We start from the raw sequence: 25,937 nt of genomic DNA on the forward strand, positions 1-25,937 counted from the left end.
ATTTTAACAACAAAAAGAAGCTCCCATTTTCGGAAGCTTCTCTAAGATCTTATATAAGCGCGTAATAATGAACCTTAAAGCGTGAACTCCAGGCCCTCACCCAACTTGAATGAATATATATAGCTGCTCTTGACCTTTTCGCCCAGAATAAGCTCAAAGGCGGCTTTATATAGCATTAGCTGAGTTTTATAGCGCTTCATTTCCTCTGTAGTCTTGAAGTTGTCGGTCTTGTAATCCACAAGCACCCAGCCGTCGGATTCTTTGAATATGCAGTCCGCGATGCCCTGTATGTAGCCATCTTCGGTGGTGTACTCACTGAGTTCAGCGGTCAGACCGAGGTCTTTCACGCTGGCTAAGAATTTCTGCTCGCGGCGCAGGTCAGGAGATGACATCATTCGCTCAAACAGTTCGCTTTTGGCAAAATCTTTCAGCTTGTCGATGTATACTCCTTTAGCTTCTCTAGCCGTAAGACCACCGCTGTTCACCAGCCTGTCAAGCTCTGCATCTACGCTTTTGCGCATATTTTCATAGTCCGCAAGCTCCATGAATTTATGGGTGAATGTGCCCTTTTCCGCCGCCGTGAGCTTGTCAAGCTCGTCGCTGAGACGTGGCAGGTTCGGGAAGAATTCGGTGTTCTTCTCACCCTGATCTTTCGCCTTTTCCGCGGCGACTATCTCCGTAACCGTCAGCTTTGCGGGCAGTCGGGTCTCGGGACGCTCGGTCTGCTGATCGAATATTTTTCTCAGCCTAGCGACTATGGCGGGGTCTGATGATGCACGAACAGTCTTTTCCACTTCGTCGGACGTCTCTGCCTCGGCAATATCTTCACAGACATGATAGGACACGCTGACATTCTCCGCACTTTCGGAAACTGCCACCGTATCCAACGGCATACCAAGCCAGTCCTCAAGCTGCGACCGCTCAGGAAGCTTTGCCAGGCACATTACCGTCCATGAAAGAACGCTTTCCTGCGCCGATGTGATATCCGCGGGTATACGGTCGTATCGAGCCGAAGCTTTCACAGCATCACGCAATTTTTCCAGCAGTTTCTCGCGGGTGGTATGACCTGTTTTTTCATTTGAAAGAACGAGTATCAGCTTCTCTTTTGCGCGGGTGCATCCCACGTAGAACAGTCGCATCCTCTCGCTTTTCTGTTCACGGGTCAGCACTTCGGCAAGGTAGTCATAGTAGAGGTCTGCGCGCTTGACGTTCAGCCGCCTGTCCCGCAGTGCAAAAGCACAGCCCATGGTCTTGTGTAGCTTTATCAGCTCACGGGTATCCTCGCGGACAAGGGGTTTTGAAAGGGTGCAGAGGAATACAAATGGGTACTCAAGACCCTTGGATTTGTGGTAGGTCTTGACGTTGACGGAATCGCCGCCAGCTGTGACGGATACCGCATTCCTGAATGCCTTGTCGTTGCCTGATACGGAATCTATGAAACGCAGGAAGCCTGTCACGCCCTCGTTTCCGCTGCGCTCGTAGTCCCCCGCATACTGCATCAGCAGGCGAAGATTAGCGCGCTTTTTCGCAGAATCAAGGTACAGCGAAGTAAGCCCCATAAGGTCGGCAACATCGAAGATACGCCTTATCAGCTTTTCAAGGCTCATGCTCATGGAGCAGTAGCGCAGGGATTCTATCATATCAAATGCGGAGCGGCATTTCTCCTGAAGCACAGCACTGCCCATATCAACGTACTTTGCGTACTTCTCGTCGGTGCCGACTTCCCTTGAAGCGCCAGCCAGTATCTGGTAGATATGGTCGGGCTTTTTACGGTTGACAGCTATGCATTTCTGCCTGATAAGGGCTATTTCATCGGGTGTGAAGCCCATCACGGGGGACAGCATCACCGCCGCAAGGGAGATATCGTTCATGGGGTTGTCAACGGTGCGCAGTAAGTCAAGGGCAAGGGATATCTCGCGGGATTTTATGTAGCCCTCGGTATCCTCGCAGAAAGCCCTGAGCCCCGCATCGGAAAGCGCCTGAGTAACCTGCCTGATGTTGTCATTGGTGTTCACAAGTATGCAGAAATCCGACTGCCGGCAGGGACGGTCAACGCCGCCGTCGCAGACAGGCTCGCCGCGGTCTATCATCTCCCTGATGCGCTGTGCAGTGCATCGGAATTCCTTTGAAATAACGGACTTTTCCTCGGGTGCGTCCACCAGCATGACTTCGGCGGGACAGCTCCTTTCGGTGTAGACAGCCCCTGCTTCAAGGCGCTCACTGCCGTCATAATCCACCTGACCGCAGCCGCGGCTCATCAGTCGTTCAAAGATGAAATTCGAGAGCGCTATGACTTCTCCCCTGCTTCGGAAATTCTTTTGAAGACCGATGTGCTCCAGCTGTTTTTCATCGCCGTACTTCTGTGCAAGGTCGATACAGCTTTTGAAAAGCTCGGGATTCGTCTTGCGGAAGCCGTATATCGCTTGTTTCATGTCGCCAACGATGAAGGTGTTATTGCCCATGTAGGTAAGGTCGTCGGTGTCGGAAACCGCCTTGAATATCATCTCCTGAATGTCGTTGACATCCTGATACTCGTCAATGACGATGAGCTTGTAAAATCCGCCCGAGCGTATCTCCTCGGCAAGCTCGGTGCGCTCAAAGCCATCGTCGGTCTCACGCACCAGAAGATTTTTAGTCATAAGCTCGATGTCACCGAAATCAACGGCGTTCTTTTCGAGCTTGATATCGAAGCTGACTTCCTCAACGCGCTTTTCAAGCCTGCAAATGGCAAGGAAAAGCTTCTGAGCCAGCGCAAGATTTTCACGCAGGTGTTCAGCAGAAAGTGCCAGCCCGCGGGATGCACCGTAAAGGAGTGTACCAACTCCGTTGATATCCTGCTTGAAGCGCTCTTTGACATCGTTAAAGATAGCCTTGATGTCCTCGGGTGGCTTGCCAGAAAGGCGCATGGCCTTGAATTTCTCGGCGGTAATTTTCCCGAAAGCCGCGCTGTCGCGGTGGGCGGCGGCAAGCTGATAACTGCTGATAACCGCCTCACAGATAGCCATGTTTTCCTCGGCTGTCTTAACATGATCTTTGAAACGGAATTCATCACCGCCAGCAGAGATTGTGTAATTGAAGCAGTAACGCGCATCATCAACAAGGCGTTCAGCCTCAGCAAGTTTTGCATCAAAGCGAGAAAATGCATCCTCGTAGAGCATCTCAAAAAACTCGTCACTTACACAGTTTTCCGCGGTCTCGCGTATCCACTTTTCCGTGTGGCATATGGAGCGCAGATGGCTGTAAAGCTCTTTCACCACCTGTTTCAGCTCGCCATTGTCCGCGAAGAAAAAGTTATCAAGAAATTTGTATTCATCAATATTCTCGGTGCAGAGTTCTTCCGTCGCCTGTTCAAAGGCAGTATCGAAGATCATCTCGCACTCCGCTTCACCGAGAATTTTCAGATTGCCTGTAAACTCAAACTTGTTCAGGTTCTCCTTTACCATATCAAAGCAGAAAGAATCTATGGTGGATATCCTTGCCAGCTGAACTAAGTCCTGCTGACGAAGCACCCAGACATTTTCGGGGTCTTCACGGAGTTTTTTCTCAAAAGCCGCATTCAGCTTGTCACGCATCTGCGCGGCGGCATCTATAGTAAATGTCACGGCGAGAAGCCTGTCCGCGGGGATATTCTTCTCCTTGTCCGACAACAGGCGGATTATCCTTTCGATAAGCACCGCGGTCTTACCACTGCCCGCCGCCGCCGAAACGGTGACACCTCTGCCGTATGAATCTATGGCTTTCTGCTGATCGGCTGTCCAGCTGACACTCATTCTTCTCCCTCCCCATTTTCCTGAATTATCTCTTCCAGTGCCTCATTCATCTGCTCTTTGCTTCCCTTTCTGGGCTCGTCGGGGAACGCTCTGCCGCATATACCGCTGAATCGGCAGTAGGAGCAGATATTCTCCAGCGGGTCGGCATCGATATCGCCGTCAAGCAGACGGTCGCCATACTCAATAACTTTGCGTTTCGCGAATATTCTCATAGCGGTGAACATGGCATCGCTCATGGTGTAATTGTTGAGTGCTGTTTTGCCGATGGTGGAATCCAGCTTCTCATTCACAGCCCCCGCATCGGATATCTTGCCCTTACGCGAAAAAGCATCAATTGCAGATTCGCAGGCGGCGCTGTAGAGTACGTCTTCCGAAAGCTCGCAGTCCTCGGAAAGCTTCTGATTGTCGCCGATAAGTTTCAGGTAGAAAACTCCCGCCTGTTCAAGCTCCATATCGGGGTTGACGGGATTGCCCGTTTCAAGCAGTACCGACAGATATATCAGCATTTGAAGATTCAGCCCACAGAAAAGCTCACCAAGGTCAAAAGCCGCCTGTTTGCGGAATTTGTAGTCGATTATGCGCACGAATTTCCTTCCCTCTTCGTCCTCGTAGATATCCGCACGGTCGATGGTGCCTATCAGCACGATGTGTCTGCCGTCTTTCAGCGTAAGATCAAGGTGGTCAGCGCCGTTATCCTTAGTCAGCTTGTATTCGGTGACAGCGGGGGCAAATCCGCCGTTTGAGAGCTCGCGCTGAACATATTTCACGATGTTGAACGCCTGCTGTTTCATGGCTTCAAATCGGTAGAGGAAGGTCTTGCTCTTGCCGAAATCTCCGCAGAAAACATTTTTATAGTACTCGGTGAACCGCTCCTCTATCAGATCGGTTATCTGCTCTTCGGTCATTTCAAGGAAATGCTCACGGTTCTCCGCAGGAGTTCGCTCCTCCGAACCTATGGCTTTTTCAAGCACCTCATGTATCATCAGACCTTTGTTGAGACCGTCCATATCCATCTTCTGGGAGCTCGACAAACGAAGTCCGTAATTGCAGAAATACATGAACGGACACTTGAAATAGTTATCCAGCTTTGTGGGGGAAACTTCCGCCGTTTCCGCCGCGAAAAAGACTTCCTTTGCTCTTTCTTCCGAAAGCTTGAAAGGCTTTTCCTTGCAGGCTTCGGTGAGAGTCCTAAGCTTGTCGTAATAGTAAGCCGAGCCCATCAGCGAATCACGGATACTGCTGACGGATGCGCTGTTATCGCGGGAATGCTCTATGTACACGGTGTAAGCTGTTTTGTAGGAAGTGCAGAAAAAGTCGGGAGGGAGCTGATTTATGTTCTCTTCCGAAAGCCCAAGTATCTCGCGGACTTCTTTCACCAGTACCGAGGGACGTTTTTCACTGCCAAGCAGGTCGGAGCGTGAATACAGCACATAAAGCCTGTCCGAGGGGGTGCAGAGTGCAGTATAAGCCGCAAGCCTTTCACGCCTTAGGCTGTTCAGGGAATTGTCTGCTATGTCGATATCCTCTTCCAGTTTCAGAAGTTCCTTTTCGTGCTCGCTGAGAAGTCCCCTGCTTTTAACCGAGGCAGGGAAAATACCGTCATTTACTTCCGCCGCAAACAACGCCTTAACTCCGCTGAATCTGGAGTGTGAAGCATCGACCACACGAACACAGTCAAGCTTCTGGGGTGGCTCCGAGACTTTCATCTGGGATAGCATAAGGCTGTAAAGGTCATAGTAACTGCGCAGGCTTATCTTTTCATCACCAAGAAGTTCATAGATCGACCGAACTGCCGAAAGGCTCATTGTCCACAGCTGTTTCAGACCTCTTGACATTTCTGTTTCGGTGTCGTTGTCCGAGGTGCTTACACGCTTAACCAGAGAGTAAGTCTGCCTTGAAAGGTCGAGAGCATCCAGCAGTTCATAAAATGCCCTTGATATCTGCGCCGCAGTAGCACCGGCACAGACCTCTTTGAACCTCACAAGAGGCTCAATGACCTGTCTTCTAAGCTCGTTGATACGCCCGAGGTCAACACCGCTGTCGGGGGCGGCTGCGAAATCCTCAGTCCACATATCGCCGTCAACGCCCCAGCGCACGCAGTAATCCTCAAGGTCGCTAATCTCGTAATTCAGCAGACCGTACAGCGGGGATTTTATCAGCTTGATGATATTGTCCGTTTTGAATTTTCGGGTGAGAACGGTCTTGAAAATGGTATTAAGGTAATGCACTATCGCCGAAGCATCGATGCTGTCACGCTTATCGAGGAAGAATGGGATATCGTACCTCTCCATAGCGCCTGATATAACTGCGCCGAAGCTTTCAAGGTCGCGGACGGTCACAGCGATATCGTTAAAAGTATAGTTTTCCTCACGCACCAGCCTGCATATCTCAGCGCAGATGTAATCTGCCTCCTCGTAAACATCGTCCGCCGCCAGTACTTTTACGCAGTCACCCGATGCCTTGTAGGGAGTTCTGTTGTAGTCGAAAAGATGCTCTGCAAGCTGTAGGATATCGGGGTGGTCGCCTGAAATATCGACAGCGGAAGTCTCCGTCAGCTGTTTGTTGTGACTTCGTGTCATATTCCTCAGCGCCTGTCTTACGGACACCGTAACATCAAAGGGGTGAGTTCGGCATCGGGACACAAAATCATCGTCAATCAGCAGAGATACCGTCAGGGATTTGCCCTTGATGATGCACTGCTCCAGCATACGTTTTTCATCGTAGGAAAAATCCGTGAAAGCCGAAACGAATATGCTCTTACCGTCGAAAACATCACAGCTTCGTGAAAGCTCAGCGGCTTCCTCCATCAGCGAAAGCTGATCTTTCATGTTCGCTCTTTCAAGCTCCTGCATATAGTTTTCAAATATCGCCCCGAGGTCAGAAAGCTTCATTGAAATAGAGCCCTCCAGTTTTGCGGAAGCTGCCTGCAAAGCCTGGGGCGTAACACCGCTCTGGCGCAGGCGTGGCAGAAGCTCGGTCAGCTCTCCGATAAATGAAGCCTTGGCAGTGCTGTTCTTGTAAAACCTGATAACGCCGTCCTTAACTGCTTTTTTAACCGACTGGAACATGAGTATCATCTGGGCATTTGCGTTGGCGCTGTCCTTCGCCTTGCTGCCATAGCGGGCAGATATATCCTCAGCAAGGTGCTGAAAACCCGTGGTCTCGATGCTGTTGAAAAGACTCGCCCCGAGAGCTTCGTAAAGGGTCTTGTCATACTCAAAGGAGAACTGGTCGGGCACGATGACAAGCACCTTTTCGCCAGCCGCCGCGGCTGCGCATATACGCTCTATAAAAAGGCTTTCGCGGCTGCTGCGCACACCGCCCGTGATGATCTCGGTCATAATTATTCCTCCCCGTAGGATATAGTTATTAACAGTATACCACTGCGGGGGATTTTTGTCAAATCGCAATAGTACAAATTATCGTACTATTCTAAAATTTCACGAATGATCTCCGCTATCCTGAAAGATATCTCGATCTTCCCCTCGCCTTTTATCACAGTCAGCTCGCCGCTTTGGGTCTCTTCCTCGAAGCAGACAGCCTGCGCCGGGAAAAACGCATTCTCAAGTCCGCCGAAAAATCTGCCGTTTCCGAAAGCGAAAATAAAGGCTGACACCGCCGCGATATAAATCCTGTTTCCTGTTGACATAAAAATTCCTCCCAAAATAAGCTTTCACACTTATCATGGGAGGAATAATATGTTTTATTCAGTTTCCGAAGACCTGCCTTGCAATATCCACCGACTGCTTAGCATCCTTGGAGTAGAAATCTGCGCCTATCTGCTCGGCATAATCAGGGGTAACTACTGCGCCGCCCACCATTATCTTGCAGTCAACATTGTTGGCACGCAGGAGCTTGATAGTCTCTTCCATGCTGACAAGAGTTGTGGTCATCAGCGCTGAAAGTCCCACAAGATGAACGTCATTCTCGATAGCCGCATCAACAACAGTCTGATAGTCAACGTCTTTGCCAAGGTCAATCACCTCATAGCCGTAGTTTTCAAGCAGAACTTTCACGATGTTCTTGCCGATATCGTGGATATCGCCCTTGACCGTTGCGAGGATTATCTTGCCCTTTGAAACACTGCTTCCGCCCTCGGCAAGCATCTTCTGCTTGATGACCTCGAAACAGCCCTGAGCAACGCCTGCGGTCTGTATCAGCTGTGGCAGGAATATCTTGCCCTTTTCAAACTGCTCGCCTGCCTTGTCGAGAGCGGGTACAAGCATCTCGTTGATGATAGTCATGGAATCCGTGGTCTCCAGGAGTTTCGCCGTTATCTCAGCGCCCTCGTGCTTCAGACCGTGCTCGATAGCATAGGGCAAGTCCATGTCGGATTTCTTCTCTGCCTTTGGTGCGGGAGAAGAAGTATCAGCGCCGTAGTGGGCGATGAAATCCATGGAGTTCTTGTCGATATTTGTCAGCAGCTTGTAAGTTCTTACCGTCGCCGTCATGGAATCAATATTCGGGTTCATGATGGGCAGGTCAAGACCGCTTGTCAGGCACATCATCAGGAAGTTGTGGTTGACTATCTCTCTGCTTGGCAGACCGAAGCTGATGTTGGACACACCGAGGACTGTCCTCAGACCCAGCTCATGCTTTACACGGTACACCGCATTGACAGTCTGCATAACGTTCTCCTGCTCAGCGGAAGCCGTCAGCGTAAGGCAGTCGATATAAACGTCTTCCTTGCGTATGCCGATAGCCATAGCGCGGTCGAGTATCTTCTTCGCAAGAGCAAAACGAGCGTCGGCGGTCTTTGGTATGCCGTTCTCGTCAAGGGTAAGACCGACAACAGCCGCACCGTATTTCTTTACCAGAGGAAGAACCGTTTCAAGGGACTTTTCCTCAGCGTTTACGGAATTGACGATGGGCTTGCCGTTGTAGACCCTCAGTGCCGCTTCCATAACCTCTGGTATGGTGGAATCCAGCTGAAGCGGAACATCGCAAACACCCTGCAAAGCCTTTACCGCCTTTACCATCATCGCCTTTTCATCAATGGCGGGAAGTCCCACGTTGACATCAAGGATATCAGCACCGGCGTCTATCTGCTCCATAGCCTGACCCAGGATATAGTCGATATCGCCCTCCAGCAGTGCCTGCTTGAAGCGCTTTTTTCCTGTGGGGTTTATCCTCTCGCCGATAATTCTGGGCTGGTCGATAACGACGGTCTCAGTAGGTGAACAGCATACAGCGGGGATATGAACTTCCCTCTTGACATACTTTTTGCCGTCAAGCATCTTTTTAAGTGCGGCGATATATGTGGGATCAGTACCGCAGCATCCGCCTATGACCTTTATGCCCAGAGGTATCAGCTTCTCAGCGAACTCAGCAAATTCCTCGGCTGAACAGTTGTATTCGTTGGTAACAGGGTCAGGCAGACCTGCGTTAGGCTTTACCACAACAGGCAGATTTGTCCACTGACATATCTTCTCAACAACAGGATAAAGCTCCTTGGGTCCCAGAGAGCAGTTAACACCCAGAGCATCAACACCAAGACCCTCGGCGGTAAGGCACATGGCACTTATATCAACACCCGTGAAAGTACGCATATTCTCCTCGAAAGTCATGGTACACATTATGGGCAGGTCGCTGTTCTCCTTAGCCGCAAGGATAGCCGCTTTAAGCTCGTAGAGGTCGGTCATGGTCTCAAAGACGATAACATCAGCTTCCTTGCCTGCTATCACCATTTCCTTGAAGATATCATATGCTTCCTCGAAAGTCAGCGTGCCCGTAGGTTCAAGCATCTGTCCGATAGAGCCGATATCCAGTGCCACAAGGGTATCATGACCCTCAGCCGCCTGACGTGCAAGGCGTATGCCCTCACCGATAAGTGTATCAACGGAATATCCGCTCTTAGCAAGCTTGTGCCTGTTTCCGCCGAAGGTGTTGGCGTAGATAACATCGGAGCCCGCCTCGATGTACTGTCTGTGGATATCCAGCAGCCATTCGGGCTTTTCTATATTCATGACCTCGGGAGTTTCGCCCATTTTCAGACCCTTAGCCTGAAGCATGGTACCCATAGCACCGTCAAGTATCACAAATTCCTTGGTTTTTAAAAGTTCTCTAAACCCCACAGTGTTCCCCTCTTTTCCTGAACTGACAAACATCTTTCATATTGCAGGCAGAACAGCCCTGTCTGCCCTTTTGTATCTCGTTTTCACTAAGACCTATCACCGCAGTGACGGATTTTCTCGGCGTAAGGATATTGCTTGCGGTGGCATTCAGCCCTATGAGCTTCTGCGCCTGCAAAACATCAAGAAAACTGCCCTGAATATCCAGCGGAAGGTCGCCGTAGCCGGGAGAGAACCGCCATGTTCGATAATAATCCGCAAACTCCTGCCCTATGGCATTCTCGGCTTGATCGCACACCTGTTCAACAGCCGCACTTGCAAGAAAATCAGCCATGACAGCACGTGTCATATCGGTAGCTTCAAAACGGCGTATCACCCTGTCAGCATGAGCCGAAAGTGTTGCCGCCATAAGCACAGCCTTACAGCACCCCGCAAGGTGCTCCCTGATGGCATTTCCCTCCAGCACAAGAGAAGTCCCGCAGACCGCTATCCCCTGACTGACCGCCTCGATATCGAACACATGATATATACAGCATGGCTTAATCACAGCAAGCAGAGCCTTTTCGCACTCGTCCATCATGGAAAGTATCTTTTCATCGGGAGCAGTATCCCCGTAGCCCATATAGCGCAGGGCTTCATTTTTGTCAAGACTTTCCAGCCCGACCTGCAAATGACCGTTCAACCCGCCGTCCTCCAAACTACATATTTTTTTCATTATACCATATCAAAACCGATAATACAAGGACTTCAAAAAAATTTTACGTGACGGATCGAGCCATCCGCCCAAGGACAAAAAACTGACCTCGCATAAGCGAGGTCAGTTCATGATATTTTATAGCTTTCTCGTATTCAAATTATTATTTGAAAATATCCTTGAGCTTGTCCAGCTTTTCCTTGAAAGAATTCTTCTTAGCATAGTTCTTCTCGTTCAGCGAACGCTCAAACTCGCGGAGCTTCTCTTTCTGCTCACGGTTCAGATTGCGTGGAACTTCAACGTTTATGCGCACGTAATGGTCGCCGTAATCATTGCGGTTAAGACGCTTGATGCCCTTGCCTTTCAGCCTGAAAACGGTGTTGTTCTGTGTTCCCTCGGGAACATTGTACTTCACCTTGCCGCCAACGGTAGGTACGGTTATCTCGTCACCCAGAGTTGCCTGAGCGTAAGTAATCGGAATATCAGTCCATACATCAAAGCCGTCGCGCTCGAAAATCGGGTCGGGACGTACTGTGATATTGATATGCAGGTCGCCGTTGGGTCCGCCGTTTGAACCTCTGTGACCCTCGCCTGCAACTCTCAGTGTCTGACCGTCATCTATACCTGCGGGGATATCGATATCCCTCTCAACGGATTTCTTGACGATGCCCTGACCACCGCAGGTGCGACAGGGATTATCAACTATCCTGCCCTTGCCTCCGCAGCGTGAACAGGTCGTAGTCTGAGAAATGTTGCCGAAAGGTGTTCTCTGGCTTATCCTTACCTGACCTGTACCATGACAATCGGGACAGGTCTTGGGTGAAGTTCCTGCCGCAGCGCCTGTTCCGTTACAGTCGGGACAAGTCTCGTTTCTAGCATACTTCATCTTCACCTTTTTGCCCGAGCAAGCTTCCATGAAATCAATGGTGAGATTAGCACGGATATCGCCGCCGCGCCTTGGGGCATTGGGGTTGGTGGAACGTCCGCCGCCGCCAAAACCAAATCCGCCGAATATGGAATCGAAGATATCGCCCATGTCCGAGAATCCGCCGAATCCGCCGCCTGCACCGCCGCCGTAATTAGGGTCAACACCTGCATGGCCGAACTGATCGTACCTAGCCTTTTTGTCAGGATCGGAGAGGACTTCATAAGCCTCATTTATCTCCTTGAATTTCTCCTCTGCTTCCTTATCTCCCGGGTGAAGATCGGGGTGATACTGCTTGGCAAGCTTACGGAATGCTTTTTTCAGCTCGTCCTCCGATGCACCTTTCTGCACGCCGAGGACTTCATAGTAATCTCTTTTATCTGCCATATATATCGCTCCTAAAGCGGTATACCCCCATTCCGCAAAACGGAACGGAGGCTGCCGTCAATTGTCTGTATATCAGTCTGCGTCGGTGAACTCAGCGTCGATAACGTCATCGCCGCCCTTGTTGGTGTCAGCAGCACCTGCGGAAGCTCCGCCGCCCATGTTCATGCTGTTGGGGTCAAAGCCCTGTGCGCCGCCCTGTGCGCCTGCCTGCTGATAAACCTTGGTAGCGATAGCCTCAAAGGTCTTCTGCAGTTCCTCAGTCTTAGCCTTGATAGCGTCAGTATCAGTGCCCTTCAGTGCTTCCTTCAGAGCTTCGATCTTGGTCTCGCAGTCAGCCTTATCGCCTGCATCGACCTTGTCGCCGAAGTCCTTCAGAGCCTTTTCAGCCTGGAATGCAAGCTGGTCGCCGTTGTTTCTGATGTCAACTTCTTCCTTCTTCTTAGCGTCCTCAGCAGCAAATGCTTCTGCTTCCTTGACAGCCTTGTCTATATCCTCCTTGGACATATTTGTAGAAGAAGTGATGGTGATGTTCTGCTCCTTGCCTGTGCCCAGATCCTTAGCGGATACGTGAACGATACCGTTAGCATCGATATCGAATGTTACTTCGATCTGAGGTATACCTCTGGGAGCGGGAGCGATGCCGTCGAGACGGAACATACCCAGCTGCTTGTTATCTCTTGCGAACTCTCTCTCACCCTGAAGAACGTTGATGTCAACAGCGCTCTGGTTATCAGCAGCGGTGGAGAAGATCTGGCTCTTCTTGGTAGGGATAGTTGTATTTCTTTCGATGATCTTGGTGCATACGCCGCCCATGGTCTCAAGACCAAGGGACAGAGGAGTTACGTCCAGCAGCAGCAGACCGTCCTTAACGTCGCCGCCGAGAACACCGCCCTGATATGCAGCACCCAGTGCTACGCACTCATCGGGGTTGATGCCCTTGAATGGCTCCTTGCCGATGAATCTCTTAACAGCTTCCTGAACAGCGGGGATTCTTGAAGAACCACCGACCATCAGAACCTTCTGCAGGTCGCCTGCGGACAGACCGGAGTCGCTCAGTGCCTGTCTTACAGGACCCATTGTGGACTCAACCAGATCAGCTGTCATCTCATTGAACTTAGCCTGTGTAAGTGTCATCTCAAGGTGCTTAGGACCTGTAGAATCAGCAGTGATGAAAGGAAGAGATATTGTGGAAGAAGGAGTAGAAGACAGCTCGATCTTAGCCTTCTCAGCAGCTTCCTTCAGTCTCTGCATAGCCAGCTTGTCAGCAGTCAGGTCAACGCCCTCAGCTGTCTTGAACTCAGCTACCATCCAATCGATGATCCTCTGGTCGAAGTCATCGCCGCCCAGCTTGTTGTTACCAGCTGTAGCAAGAACTTCGGTAACGCCGTCGCCCATCTCGATGATGGATACGTCGAATGTACCGCCGCCGAGGTCGTATACCATTACCTTCTGATCCTCTTCCTTATCGATACCGTAGGAAAGAGCAGCAGCGGTAGGCTCGTTGATTATTCTCTTAACAGTCAGACCAGCGATCTGACCAGCATCCTTAGTAGCCTGTCTCTGAGAGTCGGTGAAGTAAGCAGGAACTGTGATAACAGCCTCTGTTACCTTCTCGCCCAGATAAGCCTCAGCATCAGCCTTCAGCTTCTGGAGTATCATAGCGGAGATCTCCTGAGGAGTATACTCCTTGCCGCCCATAGTTGCCTTATAGTCGGAACCCATGTGTCTCTTGATGGAGATAACAGTGTTCTCGAAGTTTGTAACTGCCTGTCTCTTAGCGACCTGACCAACAAGTCTGTCGCCTGTCTTTGAAAGACCAACAACGGAAGGAGTAGTTCTAGCACCTTCGCTGTTAGGGATTACTACTGCTTCGCCGCCTTCCATAACTGCTACGCAGGAGTTTGTAGTACCAAGGTCAATACCGATTATCTTTGCCATAAAATATCATCCTTTCAGTTTTATCTTTTTTATTGGTTTAAGTGATAATTTGCAAGGCTTTTATACCCTGCTGTGTATATGCTAATTTAACTACGGATTTGCAACAACGACCATCGCATATCTGATGACCTTATCGCCTATCCTGTAACCCTTCTGGAATACCTGAGCTACAACGTTCTCGCCAAGCTCGGGGTCCTCTATCTGGTTAACTGCATTTGCTATATTCGGGTCGAAGACCTCACCCACAGGGTCGATAGCTTCGATGCCCAGCTTTGTCATTGCATCGCTGAACTGCTTGAATATCATCTCGATGCCTGCCTTGTAAGCTTCGTCCTGAGTTTCAGTGCCCAGTGCTCTCTCGAAATTGTCCATAACGGGGAGTATATCAGCCACTGTATCAGCCTTTACCGATGCCGAGATATCAAGTCTTTCCTTAGCTGAACGCTTGCGGAAGTTATCGTACTCAGCCATAAGTCTCAGGTACTTATCCTTTGTATCAGCCAGCTCAGCTTTGAGCTTTTCCTCCTCGCTCTGAGTATTCTCTTCCTCGGGGGCAGTATCGTTATTTTCTTCTTTCTCCGTATCCTCCGCAGTGTCCTCAGCTGTTTCTTCAGCGTTCACTGCTTCCTCTTCAAGTTCATCCTGTCTCTCTTCAAAAGCCAATTCCAGCGCCTGCCTTTCTGTTACTTATCATCATTCTCATCTCTCTCGGATATCAGGTCTGTTATCCTCGATGTGAAGTATTCAAGATATGGTATGAATTTTGCGTAATCTATCCTCATGGGTCCTATCAGTCCCAGCGCACCCGCCATTTGTCCGTCCTTTGAGAACGGTGCTGTTATCATCGAAGAATTGTGTATAACAAATCCGTCGGTCTCGGGTGAGAACATTACGTTCAGCCCTGAGAATGTGCTGTCGATAAACGCCATGAGTTCCTTTTCGTTATCAAGGAAAGATATTATCTCGGTCTGGTCGAGATCCTTACAGGTCAGCAGATTTTTCTGCCCCTTAAGGCTCACGCTCCGATCGAGTTCCTTGGTCATTTTCAGTACTTCGGAAACCAGCGGAGAAAGGGTCATCATGTAAGTTCCCATAGCCTCCGTCAGCTTTTCCATGTTCGCATCTGATATCTCGCTTATAGGTACACCGTTCAGGTTCTGCTTAACGAAATTATCAAAGAATTCCAGCTGTTCGTGGGTAAGGTCAAATTCCAGTCGACAAACTTTGTTCTTGATCTCGCCGTTGGATGTTATCATAAGTATGACGTACATCCTTTTTCCTGTGGGTATTACCTCGACCTTAGATATCAGCGAAAATTTAGGTGTGGAGTTTGCTACCACCGTAGCGCACTTTGTGAGCTCTGCCAGTGCAAGAGAAGCGCTTTCCACCAGATCTTTCTCGGTGACGAAGTCATCGGGAAGCATGGAATCCAGCCTGTCCTTCTCCTCCTCACTCAGAGGGTTCTGCTCCATCAGCTTATCCACATAAAGTCTGTACCCTTTATAAGTAGGTACTCGCCCCGCCGAAGTGTGGGGCTGTTCAAGATAGCCCTGCTTTTCAAGCTCTGCCATCTCGTTTCGTATCGTGGCGGAAGATGCTTTGACATGAGCCATTATCGCCTTGGAGCCAACAGGCTCACCCGATACTATATATTCGTCCACTACCGCGGACAATATCTTTAGTTTTCTGTCGTCCATCTGCTCACCGTCCCGCCTTTCCTGAGTCTTGCCTTTTAGCACTCGCGACTTTCAGGTGTTAGCACTCATTCTCTCTGAGTGCTAAATATAGTTTAAACCTTTTTCTTCATTTTGTCAAGACCTTTGGACTAATTTTTTCACCAAAGATAAAATTCCTGTCAAAAGCAAATTGTACACATTAAACAAAGCAAACACCCATTGTTACAAATTCCTCTGTTTAGGGACTTATTCCATCATAAACCGATGTTCTGACATCACTGTCCGGTTAAGACCATATAAAAAAGCACTCCTGCCATACCATGACAAAAGTGCCCTTAAAAAGCATTTTTCTGCTGTTCACCGTCTTACAGCATAATTGCAGCTGTAAAGTTCCTCTGAGTAAACTTTGTTATTTTTTTCTCATATCTGGTCTGCCGCCCTCGGGAGGTCTTCCCACGCCGTTGCTTTTGAGGATGAGCTTCATGAAATTATCCGCCACCAGAAAAACTATGAGGTAAGCCACCACAAAGCTTATCAGCATTGATTTCCCGAGCATAATAATATAAGTCGGTCTGTGCTCGGCGGGTATCTTCACGAAATTTATAGTCACCATGAAAATAGTGATTATCGGGGTGTATATAAGATCGGAGATAAGGCTTCCCAGCGCCCTGCAAGGCAAATGCTTTCCTGTAATGCCTGCCTTTTCGCAGGCTTTGTCCTCTAACAGCTTCATAGGCACCAAATATCCGATAACAAGGCTTATCACAAGGCTTTCCAGAAAGCTTTTCATAAACGCCACGGGAGTAAAGTTGCCAGAAGTGAAAGTACCCACGAATGACAAACACAGACTGAGGGTTATACCCATCATTATACTCATCTGCGACCTTATCTTCTTTTCCATATAAATACCCCCGGTCTATTATTTATCATTAAGCGTCCGCAAAATCATTTCTATATCTATAACATTCGGGACATAAATAATACAATAATTATATTATGACATTTTTTTACTATATTGTCAAGCACATTTTTGCATTTCGTAGATTTTGACAATTATTTATCAATCTGTGCTTAAGGTTTGCCAAAAATGAACTTGACAAGCAATTTTTGATGTAGTATAATTTAAATTGATATTGATAAACTCGCCGCAGACGTATCTTTTGTAAGAAAAATCAGCCTTGCGGCGCTCATACAATTGTCCTAAAACTCCCGTTTTTCGGGACGTTTGCTTATTTAAACAGGAGTCTGATAATATGCGCAAAACCAAGATAGTATGCACCATAGGTCCCGCAACAGATGATGAGAATATCCTCAGGGATATGATGAAAAACGGCATGGACGTTGCCCGCTTCAACTTCTCTCACTCTGAGCATTCCGTTCATCAGCAGAGATTTGAGACTATAACCCGTCTTCGCGACGAAATGGGTCTCAACATCGCAACACTGATGGATACCAAGGGTCCCGAGATAAGGCTGAAGGATTTCAAAGATCACAAGCCCGTCACCATCAAGGACGGAGATATGTTCACCCTGACCACAAGAGATGTTGAGGGCGATGAGACCATCTGCTCCATCACTTTTGCAAAGCTGCCCCAAGATATCACCACAGGTACAAGGATACTGATAAATGACGGTGTTATCGAGCTGAAAGCCATCAAGATAGATTCCACCGATATCCAGTGCGAGATAATCCACGGCGGTGTCGTTTCCGACCATAAGGGCATCAACGTTCCCGGTGTGAAGCTTTCAATGCCCTATATCTCCGATGCTGATATGGCTGACCTTGCGTTCGGCGCAAAGATGGGCTTTGATTTCATCGCGGCTTCTTTCGTGAGAACAGGCGCAGATGTCACCTACCTGAGAAAATTCACCCAGAGTCTTGGATGGTTCAACCCCAGGATAATCGCAAAGATCGAGAATGCCGAGGGTGTTGAGAACATCGACGAGATACTTGAAGCCGCTGACGGCATAATGGTGGCAAGAGGCGATATGGGCGTTGAGATACCTTTTGAAAAGATCCCCGCCATCCAGAAAGAACTTATCCACAAGGCTTACAACGCAGGCAAGCAGGTCATCACCGCCACCCAGATGCTGGAATCCATGATAAACAATCCCAGACCTACCCGTGCTGAGATAACCGACGTTGCAAACGCCATCTATGACGGCACTTCCGCAATAATGCTCTCCGGCGAGACCGCAGCCGGCAAGTACCCCGTTGAAGTTGTCAAGACAATGAGCCTTATCGCAGAGACCACCGAGGGTGATATCGACTACGTGCGCCGTTTCCAGAAGCGTGACGATATCGACCACCACAGCATCACCGATGCTATCTGCCACGCAACAGTTACCACCGCCCACGACCTTAAAGCGGCTGCTGTTCTGACAGTTACCAAGAGCGGTGCCACCGCGCGTATCCTCTCCAAGTACAGACCCGACTGTCCAATAATCGGTCTGACCACCGATCCTGTCACCTGTCACCAGATGAATATGTCATGGGGACTTCTGCCGGGTCTTGTGGAGGAAATGGACAACACCGATGAACTCATTTCCCGCGCTATCAAAGTCGCACTTGAAAAAGGCTACCTCAAAGAGGGCGACCTTGTAGTCATCACCGCAGGCGTACCTCTCGGAATGAGCGGCACAACCAACCTGATGAAGGTTGAAAGAGCATAAAAAACAAGCCACAGATTTCCAAAGCCATGGGAAATACTGTGGCTTTTCTATTGACATTTCTTCCCTGCTCGGATATAATATATCCATAAATCAACTAAGGAGCACACCTATGAAAAACATAAAAGCCTACCGCACATTTTACAGATATCTCGATAATATATGGAATTCCGAAGAACACGATTGGCTGGGCTCATTACTTAGTCAGATGAGCTGGCTGCCCGATGGAAGTACAGCAGACCCTGCCCACGAAAGCGACTGGGATAAAGCGGTAGAACAGGTTTCCGCCCCCGATGATGCATACATGATAGGTATGCAGTTTCTGAGGATATATCTGGATATCGGATATATCGATGAGATAGGCGATATACTGAAAGATATGGAAGCCCGCAAAAGGCTCGACCTCTGGGAAAAAGCTGTTCGCGATGTTGAACAGGGTCTCGATGACCCGTATCTTCACTTAGGGTGAGAATAATTTCCACCGCCCCATGCAATAACAATAAGCCCCCAAGCTCCAAAATGCTCGGGGGCATAAATATTTTTTTCGGATAGTCTTCCTATCCCTTAGCAGGTATATCAAAGGTCTTCCGCCTGCCGAATCTTTTAGCCGAGGACACAAGCCCCGACAGCACAGGCACCAGAAAAGCCGAACCCACCGACACCGCAAGACACCTGATATCAGGCACCGCCGTGCTGAATATCTTCGCCAGTACAGGGACGTATATCCCCGTAAACAACACCGCCGCCGAAGCCGTCACAGCGAAGAGCAGAAAAGTGTTGTTGAAAAATGGCACAGAGAACAGTGTCTTTTCCTCGGATTTACATTCAAAAACGTGTATCAGCTGACTAAGCACCAGAGTGATAAGCGCACCTGTCCTCGCCAAGGTGAGCGCAGCACCCGCTTTAAGCAGAACAGAAAACGTACCCAGTGTACAGATGCCGATAAGCACGCCCCTTATCAGCATACGCCACAGCAGACCGCCGCTGAAAAAGCTGTCACTCTCTCTGCGTGGCATCTTCTCCATCACACTCTTTTCGGGCGGTTCAAGCCCCAGTGCTACCGCGGGCAGACTATCCGTCACAAGGTTCACCAGAAGTATCTGCGCAGGCAGCATCACCATTGGCAGACCCATCAGCAGTCCCCCGAACATAGTGACTACCTCGCCTATGTTGCTTGATATCATATATCTCACGAATTTGCGTATGTTTGAATAGATAGTCCTGCCGTCCTCAACAGCGTTCACAAGGGTGGCAAAATTATCATCGAGAAGTATCATATCCGCCGCCTGTTTCGTGACTTCCGTACCCTGTATCCCCATGGATACACCGATATCAGCTTCCTTGACCGCAGGCGCATCGTTCACACCGTCACCTGTCATGGCACAGATATGCCCTTTTGCCTTGAAAGCCCTGACTATCCTGAGCTTATGGGCTGGTGTCACCCGCGCGAAGACCGAACAGTTTTCAATGACTTCCGCAAGCCGTTCATCGCTCATTCCGTCGAGCTCACTCCCCGTCAGCACAAGACTGCCCTGTTTCAATATCCCAACCTGACGTGCTACCGCCGCCGCGGTGAGCTTGTGGTCGCCTGTTATCATCACCGTCCTGATACCTGCCCTGCCGCACTGACGCACAGCCTTTGCCGCTTCAGGTCGTGGCGGGTCCTGCATACCCATCAGTCCGAGAAAAACAGTGCTTCCGTCAACGATTCTGCAAAATGCCAGCACCCGCAGACCCTCAGCCGCAAACCTGTCCCCTACCCGCATTACAGCCAGCTTTTCGGCACTGCCGAAAGTCTTCACACCCGCCGCCGTCAGCACCGCAGTACATTCACCGATTATCACATCGGGACTTCCCTTTTTGAATGATACCATATTCCCGCCAGCCCCGCGGCATATCACCGTCATGGAACGGCTCTCACTGTCAAATGGTATCTCATCGGTACGAGTGTATACGACTGCATACGAAAGTATACCAAGCTCTGCCGCCGCTAAAGCTATGGCACATTCCGTAGGGTCGCCCTCAGCCGTGAATCTTGCCGAATTCTTCTTCGCTTTAAGCAGTGAAGACGCATTTTCCTCGATTCTGGCATTTGAGCACAGCGCTCCACAGATCATCAGCTCTTTCACCGTATCAGGTATCTCACCCGACAACCCTGCCGCTTCAAAAACATTCCCCACACCATCCGATATTGTTGTAACTTTCATCTTGTTCTGTGTGACAGTGCCTGTCTTGTCCGTGCATATCACCGTGGCACAACCCAGTGTTTCCACCGAGTGGAGTTTGTGTACCAAAGCATTCCGCCTGAGCATCTTTCTTACAGCCAGCGAAAGCGCTATGGTCACCGCCGCAGGAAGCCCCTCGGGTATCGCCGCTATCGCCACCGTTATACCTGTCATCGCCATATCAAATAGAGGTTCGCCACGCAATATCCCTGCGATGAAAACGATAAAACAGATAACAATACATATCACCGCCAGAGTCCGTCCAAGCTCCGCAAGTTTTTTCTGCAAAGGAGTCAGCTCCTCATCGATGCTGTCCAGCATCACCGATACCCTGCCCATTTGTGTGCGTCTGCCTGTCGCCGTCACCCTGACCACCGCACTGCCTTTTGTCACAACAGTCCCCATGTATGCCATATAAGCCTTGTTCAGCGAGGAAAAATCCACTTCATCCGACCGCATCCGCTTGCATACGGGCTCCGCTTCTCCTGTGAGAACAGATTCATCACAGCAAAGCATTTTAGCGCTGATTATGTAGCCGTCCGCAGGAACTTTATCCCCCGCTTCAAGGGTGAAAACATCACCCGCCGCCAGCATTTCCGCAGGCAGAGTTTTAAGCACGCCGTCGCGGTAAACGCGGGCGGTCGGCGCAGTCATGGCTTCAAGCTTTTCAAGAGTTTTCTCACATCGGTACTCCTGAATAAACCCCAGCAGAGCATTTATCACCACCACCGCGATTATGGGAACAGCATCCGTATACTGCCCCATAAGCACAGATACCGCCGTAGCCCCAAGCAGTATCATCACCATCACATCATGAAACTGCCCCAGAAATATCTTCATTGCACCCTTGTGCCGCTTTCCGCCCAGAACGTTCCTGCCGTCACTTTCAAGCCGCTGTGCCGCCTCCGCCGAGGACAGCCCAAGCACCTCACCATCCACCGCAGGACATTCCAGCTTCTTATCCAATATCCCGTACATCTCCATCTTCCTTTCATTATCAAGACATTTTCCGTTTTCCCCACCTGCTGAAATATAATACTTAACAAAGCAGGGTGCTAGTTTAATTCTATTCAGGCGTACAAGGATTATGCCTGCCCATATTTTACATCAGCTGACAAACAGGCTCACAACTCTGGATTTTTAAGCGATTTTCGCTATTGACATTTCCTCAGAATTGTTATATTATAAATAATAGTGTCCTGTCGTCAAGTGTACAGCAGATTTCGGCAGGACTAAAAGACGGCGTAGTTTACAGCTGTACGTGAACGATAGTGCCGTACTATTTTTGCGGAGGTATTCTATGAGCAGATATATTTCCGATATGCGCAAGATTGTGGGTCACAGGACTCTGATACAGTGTGCGGGCAGCGTGATATGCGTTGACGGCGAGGGCAGACTTCTCCTAGGCAGACGCACCGACAATCACCTGTGGGGCTACGCAGGGGGTTCGGTGGAGATTGATGAAAAGGTGGAAGACTGCGCAAAGCGGGAGCTTTTTGAGGAAACGGGCATCATTGCCGATGAACTGGAATTCTTCTTCATCAACTCGGGAAAAGAAGCGCACTACATCTACCCCAACGGCGATGAAGTATCAAATGTGGAGATAATCTATATCTGCAAAAAATATCACGGCGAACTCAAAAGGCAGGAAGAAGAGATAGAAGAACTTCGGTTCTTCCGCCCCGAAGAAATAACCCTTGATATGATATCCCCGCCCATACGTCCCGTTTTTGAAAAATACCTGAGCGGGATACTTTAGAAAGAAAAATTACGGAGAGATGATATGAGTTTAAAAAATACGCTGACCATCTGGTTCGGCAAACTTATGGTAAAAACACTGCACCTACTGGGCAAAGACGCGGGCAACGCTCCCGGGCTCGTGCTGTGGGAGCTGAATAAAGACTGCCTTAAAGCCTTCAAAGTGGACTGCCCCATTATCGCGGTAACAGGTACTAACGGAAAGACATCCGTTACCAACTACCTGAACCACATTTTTGAAAGCACAGGCAAAAAGATAATCACAAATAAACAGGGCAATAACCTTGATACCGGTATAACTTCCCTGCTGCTGAACAACTGCGATATGAAAGGCAGGGTCAAGGCTGATTATCTGGTACTGGAGATAGACGAGAGCCACGTTCCCGTCATATTCTCCAAGATGAAGCTTGAAACTCTGGTACTGCTGAATTTCTTCCGCGACCAGCTTGACAGAAACGGAGAAGTTGAGACCCTGATACTCAAGGTCAAGAAATTTCTGGAGACTTACGAGGGCAATGTTGTCCTCAATGCAGATGACCCCAACGTTTCAAGACTTGGTCTCGCAAACCCCAACAACAAGAACATATACTATTTTAGTGTTGACCGCTACGCAGGCGCAACCGATAAGCCCTACGAAGTGGGCGAAGGCAAATTCTGCCCCAAATGCGGCACCGAGCTGGTATATGACTACTATCAGTACTCCCATGTTGGCAAGTTCAAATGCCCCAAATGCGGCTTCGGCGATGTAAAGCCCTATATCACCGCTAAGAATGTAAAGCTGGATGTCCCCTCGGTTGAATTCGAGGGCGAGGAGTACAAGATAAGCCATAACAGCATCTACTACGTTTACAATCTTGCGGCTGTGTACACAGCTGCAAACCTCTATAATTTTGATAAAAAAGTCCTCCACGAGACCTTTGAGAAATTTGAAGTAAACAACGGCAGACTTGAAAAATTCAGCGTTGACGGCAGTGAGCTTCTGGTAAATCTGGCGAAAAATCCCGTGGGCGCAAACATGACCCTGAGAGTTATGAACGAGCACAAGGGCGAAAAGGAACTGCTCTTCGTACTCAACGATAACCTCGCTGACGGTCATGACGTTTCGTGGATTTGGGATATCAACTTCTCCATATTCAACGACGTTTCGAGAGTTGTCACCAGTGGCACAAGAGCATACGATATCGCCATAAGAATAAAGTGCTCGGGCTATGACCCCGATAAAATTGTTGTCAAGCCCGACCTCGACGATGCCATGGTGGAATTTTTCAAGAACAAGGGCTTCAAGTACGCTATCGCGAACTATACCGCGATACAGCCCACCCGCGCCGCTATAAAGCGTTATAATGAGAAAGTAAAAGGAGGTCAGGGCTGATGGATAAGCTGAAAATTCTTCATATGTATCCCGCAATGCTTGACCTTTACGGCGACAGCGGAAATGTGGAGATACTTTCCTACCGCTGCAAAATGCGCGGCATCGAGACCGAAGTCTTCAAGCATGACCTGGGCGATAAAAACACCGATTTTTCCGGTGTAGATATAGTCTACCTCGGCGGGGGCGCAGACTTTGAACAGCAGCTTCTCGCTGATGATCTACTCGCACTGAAAGATGATATACGCAAAGCTTACGAGAGCGGCGTTTACTTCCTGATGATATGCGGCGGCTATCAGCTGATGGGGCAGTATTATAAGGATTCAAACGGCAAGAAGATACCGGGTCTTGGTCTCTTCGATTACTATACCGTGGCTTCCACCAATAAGCGTGAAAGATGCATCGGAAATATCGTTGTTGAGACCAAACTCGGTGATGAAAATTACAAGGTCATAGGCTTTGAAAATCACGGCGGACAGACCACAAACGTAACTTCTCCTTTCGGAAAAGTTCTGGCGGGCAACGGCAATGAATTCGCCAGCAGCATAGAGGGCTACACCGAGAAAAACGTCACCGCCACCTACCTGCACGGACCTCTTCTCTCAAAGAATCCCAAGCTTGCCGACCACATAATCTCCTACTGCATGACCAGAAAAACAGGAAGTGCATACACTCCCGCCCCCATAAACGATAAGCTTGAAGACGAGTGCCGCAAGGTGCTTCTGGAAAGGCTTCTCAAAAATTAAGAGGTGACCGATGTTCTCACTTTTCAGAAAAAAGTCCGCGGATAACGACCCGCCGCTGAAAAAGCGGGTGGAAAAGATGAAATGCCGCAAGATATATTTCGTCGATGACGATTTTGACAGGCTTTGCACAGAAATGAAAACGGACTGCAAAGCGCTTATGCGCCTTAAGCCCGTGAATTACTATGCGATAAAAAACAGCTACATCATGGGTATGCTGTATTCCGAAGAGGATTTTTCCGAGAATTTCATTCAGTTCCTGCACTTTGAATCCGAGCGTCAGACAGGCAAAAGTGATATCTTCTCCGTTGATACCGAAACAGCTGTGAAGATCCTTGCCAAGGTGGGGATAATGATCGACCTCAAAAAGACACAGCAGAAATAACCACATGATGCGAGTAAGCAGATCATGTCTGCTAACTTGCCAAAACCTACAAAATGAACTAAGCGTACCCGCACAAAAAAGGCACTTCTGTCACGCGACAAAAGTGCCTTTATATTTTTACTAATCACCAGTGGACTGCCGCATTATAACCTTGTGGTCAACGGTGTAATACTTGTTGTCTTTCTTGGTGGAATGGATATTCTCGATAAGCTTCTCAATGACAAGCTCACCCATCTTGAAACAGGGCTGTTCCACAGTCGAAACTGTGGGAAGCATCATCTCGCACATTGTGATATTATCGAATCCCATAACTGAGATATCCTTGCCAACCGTGATACCCAGTTCAGCCGCACGGTGTATCACAGCGATAGCCAGCAGGTCGGATACCGCAAAAACGGCGGTAGGCATCTTATCCAGATTTGCGAAATAGTCCATAGCGTCTGTGCCGCAGTTGTATTCGTAGCTGTCGCGGTAAACAAGTTCTTCACGGAAGGGTATGCCAGCCTTCTCCAGCGCCATCTTGTAGCCGTTCTCACGAGCGGTGGAGGATATAGCCTCCGACTTTGTACCAAGAAAAGCTATGTCCCTGTGTCCCTTTTCGATAAGTGCGTTCACAGCATCGAAAGCGCCGCTTTCATCATCAACAGCCACCGTCAGCACATCAGCCCCCGGCACACCCTCACAGCACAGCGCGATATCGTAATTCTGTGCAAGGCGGTTCAGAGAATCCGCATCGTACATCGTACCCAGCAGTACCACGCCATCCACAGTCCTGTTGAAAAGCATATTCATCTGCCTTGCCTCAGCAGTTGCAGTATTATCCGAAAACGCCGTGATTATATCATAACCGAGCTTTGAAGCATACCTCTGCATACCCGTGATTATCTTTGAATAAAGCGAGTGTTCAGAGGTAGGCATTATGCAGAGAATAACGTTGGTCTCGCATTTTCTCAGGTTTCTGCCGAGAAAATTAGGAGAATAGTGCAGTTTTTTGATAGCGTCATTAACTCTGGCAGTCGAATCCTCAGATACATTACAGCTTCCGTTGAGTACCCTTGAGACCGTAGCCACCGAGACCCCTGCTTCTCTTGCAACGTCCTTAATAGTAGCGCTCATAACTTACTCCTTTCAGTATCATATATCCCACATTTTTATTAATCTGTATTATATCATATTTCCTTGTAAAAATCAACTGCTGCTTTATACATATTCAAAAGAAATATCGTCCAAGTCATACGTTCGGTATTTTGGGTATAGCTTCGTTTACCAAAAATACCAGTGGTATTCCTTGTATCACGGAGAAGACAGCCAAAAACGAGAATGAAAA

18 protein-coding genes are annotated in these 25,937 nt (G+C 49.0%); 6 read left to right on the forward strand and 12 right to left on the reverse strand.

Translation table 11 applies throughout. From position 1 onward, the window contains the following. Positions 1-74: 74 nt before the first annotated feature. The 10 genes from BMY75_RS01830 to BMY75_RS01875 all read right to left on the reverse strand — a co-directional run bounded on the left by BMY75_RS01830 (position 75) and on the right by BMY75_RS01875 (position 16,362). Positions 75-3,770: a UvrD-helicase domain-containing protein gene (locus BMY75_RS01830; protein WP_074828848.1), complete on the reverse strand. Its 3,696-nt coding sequence runs from the start codon at positions 3,768-3,770 to the stop codon at positions 75-77. Beyond that, positions 3,767-7,111, reverse strand: coding sequence for a PD-(D/E)XK nuclease family protein (locus BMY75_RS01835; RefSeq protein ID WP_074828851.1), 3,345 nt, complete (start codon positions 7,109-7,111; stop codon positions 3,767-3,769). The genes BMY75_RS01830 and BMY75_RS01835 overlap by 4 nt, the downstream gene beginning before the upstream one ends. Before the next feature lie 86 nt (positions 7,112-7,197). Beyond that, a complete protein-coding gene (locus BMY75_RS01840; RefSeq protein WP_074828857.1) occupies positions 7,198-7,419 on the reverse strand; it encodes a hypothetical protein in 222 nt (73 codons plus the stop codon). Between the two features lie 58 nt (positions 7,420-7,477). Next, the gene (locus tag BMY75_RS01845) at positions 7,478-9,844 is read right to left on the reverse strand and encodes a homocysteine S-methyltransferase family protein (protein ID WP_074828860.1); all 2,367 of its coding nucleotides are present in this window, start codon (positions 9,842-9,844) and stop codon (positions 7,478-7,480) included. Continuing rightward, positions 9,834-10,523, reverse strand: coding sequence for a methionine synthase (locus tag BMY75_RS01850; protein WP_081350421.1), 690 nt, complete (start codon positions 10,521-10,523; stop codon positions 9,834-9,836). The genes BMY75_RS01845 and BMY75_RS01850 overlap by 11 nt, the downstream gene beginning before the upstream one ends. A gap of 175 nt (positions 10,524-10,698) precedes the next feature. Further along, entirely contained in the window at positions 10,699-11,847 is a 1,149-nt protein-coding gene (gene dnaJ / locus BMY75_RS01855) for a molecular chaperone DnaJ (RefSeq protein WP_074828863.1), read from the reverse strand. Between the two features lie 72 nt (positions 11,848-11,919). Next, positions 11,920-13,785 (reverse strand): molecular chaperone DnaK, encoded by a 1,866-nt coding sequence (gene dnaK, locus BMY75_RS01860; RefSeq protein ID WP_074828867.1) that lies wholly within the window; start codon positions 13,783-13,785, stop codon positions 11,920-11,922. A 90-nt stretch (positions 13,786-13,875) separates the two neighbouring features. Then, positions 13,876-14,448, reverse strand: a complete 573-nt coding sequence (gene grpE, locus BMY75_RS01865) for a nucleotide exchange factor GrpE (protein ID WP_081350422.1) — start codon at positions 14,446-14,448, stop codon at positions 13,876-13,878. A 20-nt stretch (positions 14,449-14,468) separates the two neighbouring features. Continuing rightward, positions 14,469-15,524 (reverse strand): heat-inducible transcriptional repressor HrcA, encoded by a 1,056-nt coding sequence (hrcA, locus tag BMY75_RS01870; protein WP_347499918.1) that lies wholly within the window; start codon positions 15,522-15,524, stop codon positions 14,469-14,471. Between the two features lie 346 nt (positions 15,525-15,870). Beyond that, entirely contained in the window at positions 15,871-16,362 is a 492-nt protein-coding gene (locus tag BMY75_RS01875) for a hypothetical protein (protein WP_074828877.1), read from the reverse strand. A 352-nt stretch (positions 16,363-16,714) separates the two neighbouring features. Here BMY75_RS01875 and pyk point away from each other — a divergent pair, with 352 nt between their 5' ends. Both pyk and BMY75_RS01885 read left to right on the forward strand, forming a co-directional pair. Further along, positions 16,715-18,133 (forward strand): pyruvate kinase, encoded by a 1,419-nt coding sequence (gene pyk / locus BMY75_RS01880; RefSeq protein ID WP_074828881.1) that lies wholly within the window; start codon positions 16,715-16,717, stop codon positions 18,131-18,133. A 109-nt stretch (positions 18,134-18,242) separates the two neighbouring features. Beyond that, on the forward strand, positions 18,243-18,599 hold the full coding sequence (locus BMY75_RS01885) for a hypothetical protein (RefSeq protein ID WP_074828884.1): 357 nt from the start codon (positions 18,243-18,245) through the stop codon (positions 18,597-18,599). An 88-nt stretch (positions 18,600-18,687) separates the two neighbouring features. On the opposite strand, the gene BMY75_RS01890 is transcribed toward BMY75_RS01885, so the two are convergent. Continuing rightward, positions 18,688-21,333, reverse strand: a complete 2,646-nt coding sequence (locus BMY75_RS01890) for a cation-translocating P-type ATPase (RefSeq protein ID WP_074828888.1) — start codon at positions 21,331-21,333, stop codon at positions 18,688-18,690. A 322-nt stretch (positions 21,334-21,655) separates the two neighbouring features. On the opposite strand from BMY75_RS01890, the gene BMY75_RS01895 reads away from it, so the two are divergent. The 4 genes from BMY75_RS01895 to BMY75_RS18335 are packed head-to-tail and all read left to right on the forward strand — an operon-like array spanning position 21,656 to position 24,610. Beyond that, a complete protein-coding gene (locus BMY75_RS01895) occupies positions 21,656-22,114 on the forward strand; it encodes an NUDIX hydrolase (RefSeq protein ID WP_074828891.1) in 459 nt (152 codons plus the stop codon). A gap of 24 nt (positions 22,115-22,138) precedes the next feature. After that, positions 22,139-23,485 carry a MurT ligase domain-containing protein gene (locus BMY75_RS01900; protein ID WP_074828893.1) on the forward strand — a complete coding sequence of 449 codons (1,347 nt, stop codon included), beginning with the start codon at positions 22,139-22,141 and terminating at the stop codon, positions 23,483-23,485. After that, positions 23,485-24,228: a type 1 glutamine amidotransferase gene (locus BMY75_RS01905; protein WP_074828896.1), complete on the forward strand. Its 744-nt coding sequence runs from the start codon at positions 23,485-23,487 to the stop codon at positions 24,226-24,228. The genes BMY75_RS01900 and BMY75_RS01905 overlap by 1 nt, the downstream gene beginning before the upstream one ends. Positions 24,229-24,238: 10 nt before the next feature. Beyond that, positions 24,239-24,610, forward strand: coding sequence for a hypothetical protein (locus BMY75_RS18335; RefSeq protein WP_242940143.1), 372 nt, complete (start codon positions 24,239-24,241; stop codon positions 24,608-24,610). A gap of 120 nt (positions 24,611-24,730) precedes the next feature. Here the strand turns inward: BMY75_RS18335 and BMY75_RS01915 are convergent, their stop codons facing one another. After that, entirely contained in the window at positions 24,731-25,726 is a 996-nt protein-coding gene (locus tag BMY75_RS01915) for a LacI family DNA-binding transcriptional regulator (protein ID WP_074828899.1), read from the reverse strand. Between the last annotated feature and the right edge of the window lie 211 nt (positions 25,727-25,937).

Origin of the sequence: Hominimerdicola alba (assembly GCF_900109655.1) — a bacterium.
GTDB classification, from domain to species: domain Bacteria; phylum Bacillota; class Clostridia; order Oscillospirales; family Ruminococcaceae; genus Hominimerdicola; species Hominimerdicola alba_B.

Coding starts and splice junctions, on each gene's coding strand:
- BMY75_RS01830 (WP_074828848.1), bottom strand. CDS start 3,770: ATGAGTGTCAGCTGGACAGCCGATCAGCAGAAAGCCATAGATTCATAC.
- BMY75_RS01835 (WP_074828851.1), bottom strand. CDS start 7,111: ATGACCGAGATCATCACGGGCGGTGTGCGCAGCAGCCGCGAAAGCCTT.
- BMY75_RS01840 (WP_074828857.1), bottom strand. CDS start 7,419: ATGTCAACAGGAAACAGGATTTATATCGCGGCGGTGTCAGCCTTTATT.
- dnaJ (WP_074828863.1), bottom strand. CDS start 11,847: ATGGCAGATAAAAGAGATTACTATGAAGTCCTCGGCGTGCAGAAAGGT.
- dnaK (WP_074828867.1), bottom strand. CDS start 13,785: ATGGCAAAGATAATCGGTATTGACCTTGGTACTACAAACTCCTGCGTA.
- BMY75_RS01875 (WP_074828877.1), bottom strand. CDS start 16,362: ATGGAAAAGAAGATAAGGTCGCAGATGAGTATAATGATGGGTATAACC.
- pyk (WP_074828881.1), top strand. CDS start 16,715: ATGCGCAAAACCAAGATAGTATGCACCATAGGTCCCGCAACAGATGAT.
- BMY75_RS01885 (WP_074828884.1), top strand. CDS start 18,243: ATGAAAAACATAAAAGCCTACCGCACATTTTACAGATATCTCGATAAT.
- BMY75_RS01890 (WP_074828888.1), bottom strand. CDS start 21,333: ATGTACGGGATATTGGATAAGAAGCTGGAATGTCCTGCGGTGGATGGT.
- BMY75_RS01895 (WP_074828891.1), top strand. CDS start 21,656: ATGAGCAGATATATTTCCGATATGCGCAAGATTGTGGGTCACAGGACT.
- BMY75_RS01900 (WP_074828893.1), top strand. CDS start 22,139: ATGAGTTTAAAAAATACGCTGACCATCTGGTTCGGCAAACTTATGGTA.
- BMY75_RS01905 (WP_074828896.1), top strand. CDS start 23,485: ATGGATAAGCTGAAAATTCTTCATATGTATCCCGCAATGCTTGACCTT.
- BMY75_RS18335 (WP_242940143.1), top strand. CDS start 24,239: ATGTTCTCACTTTTCAGAAAAAAGTCCGCGGATAACGACCCGCCGCTG.
- BMY75_RS01915 (WP_074828899.1), bottom strand. CDS start 25,726: ATGAGCGCTACTATTAAGGACGTTGCAAGAGAAGCAGGGGTCTCGGTG.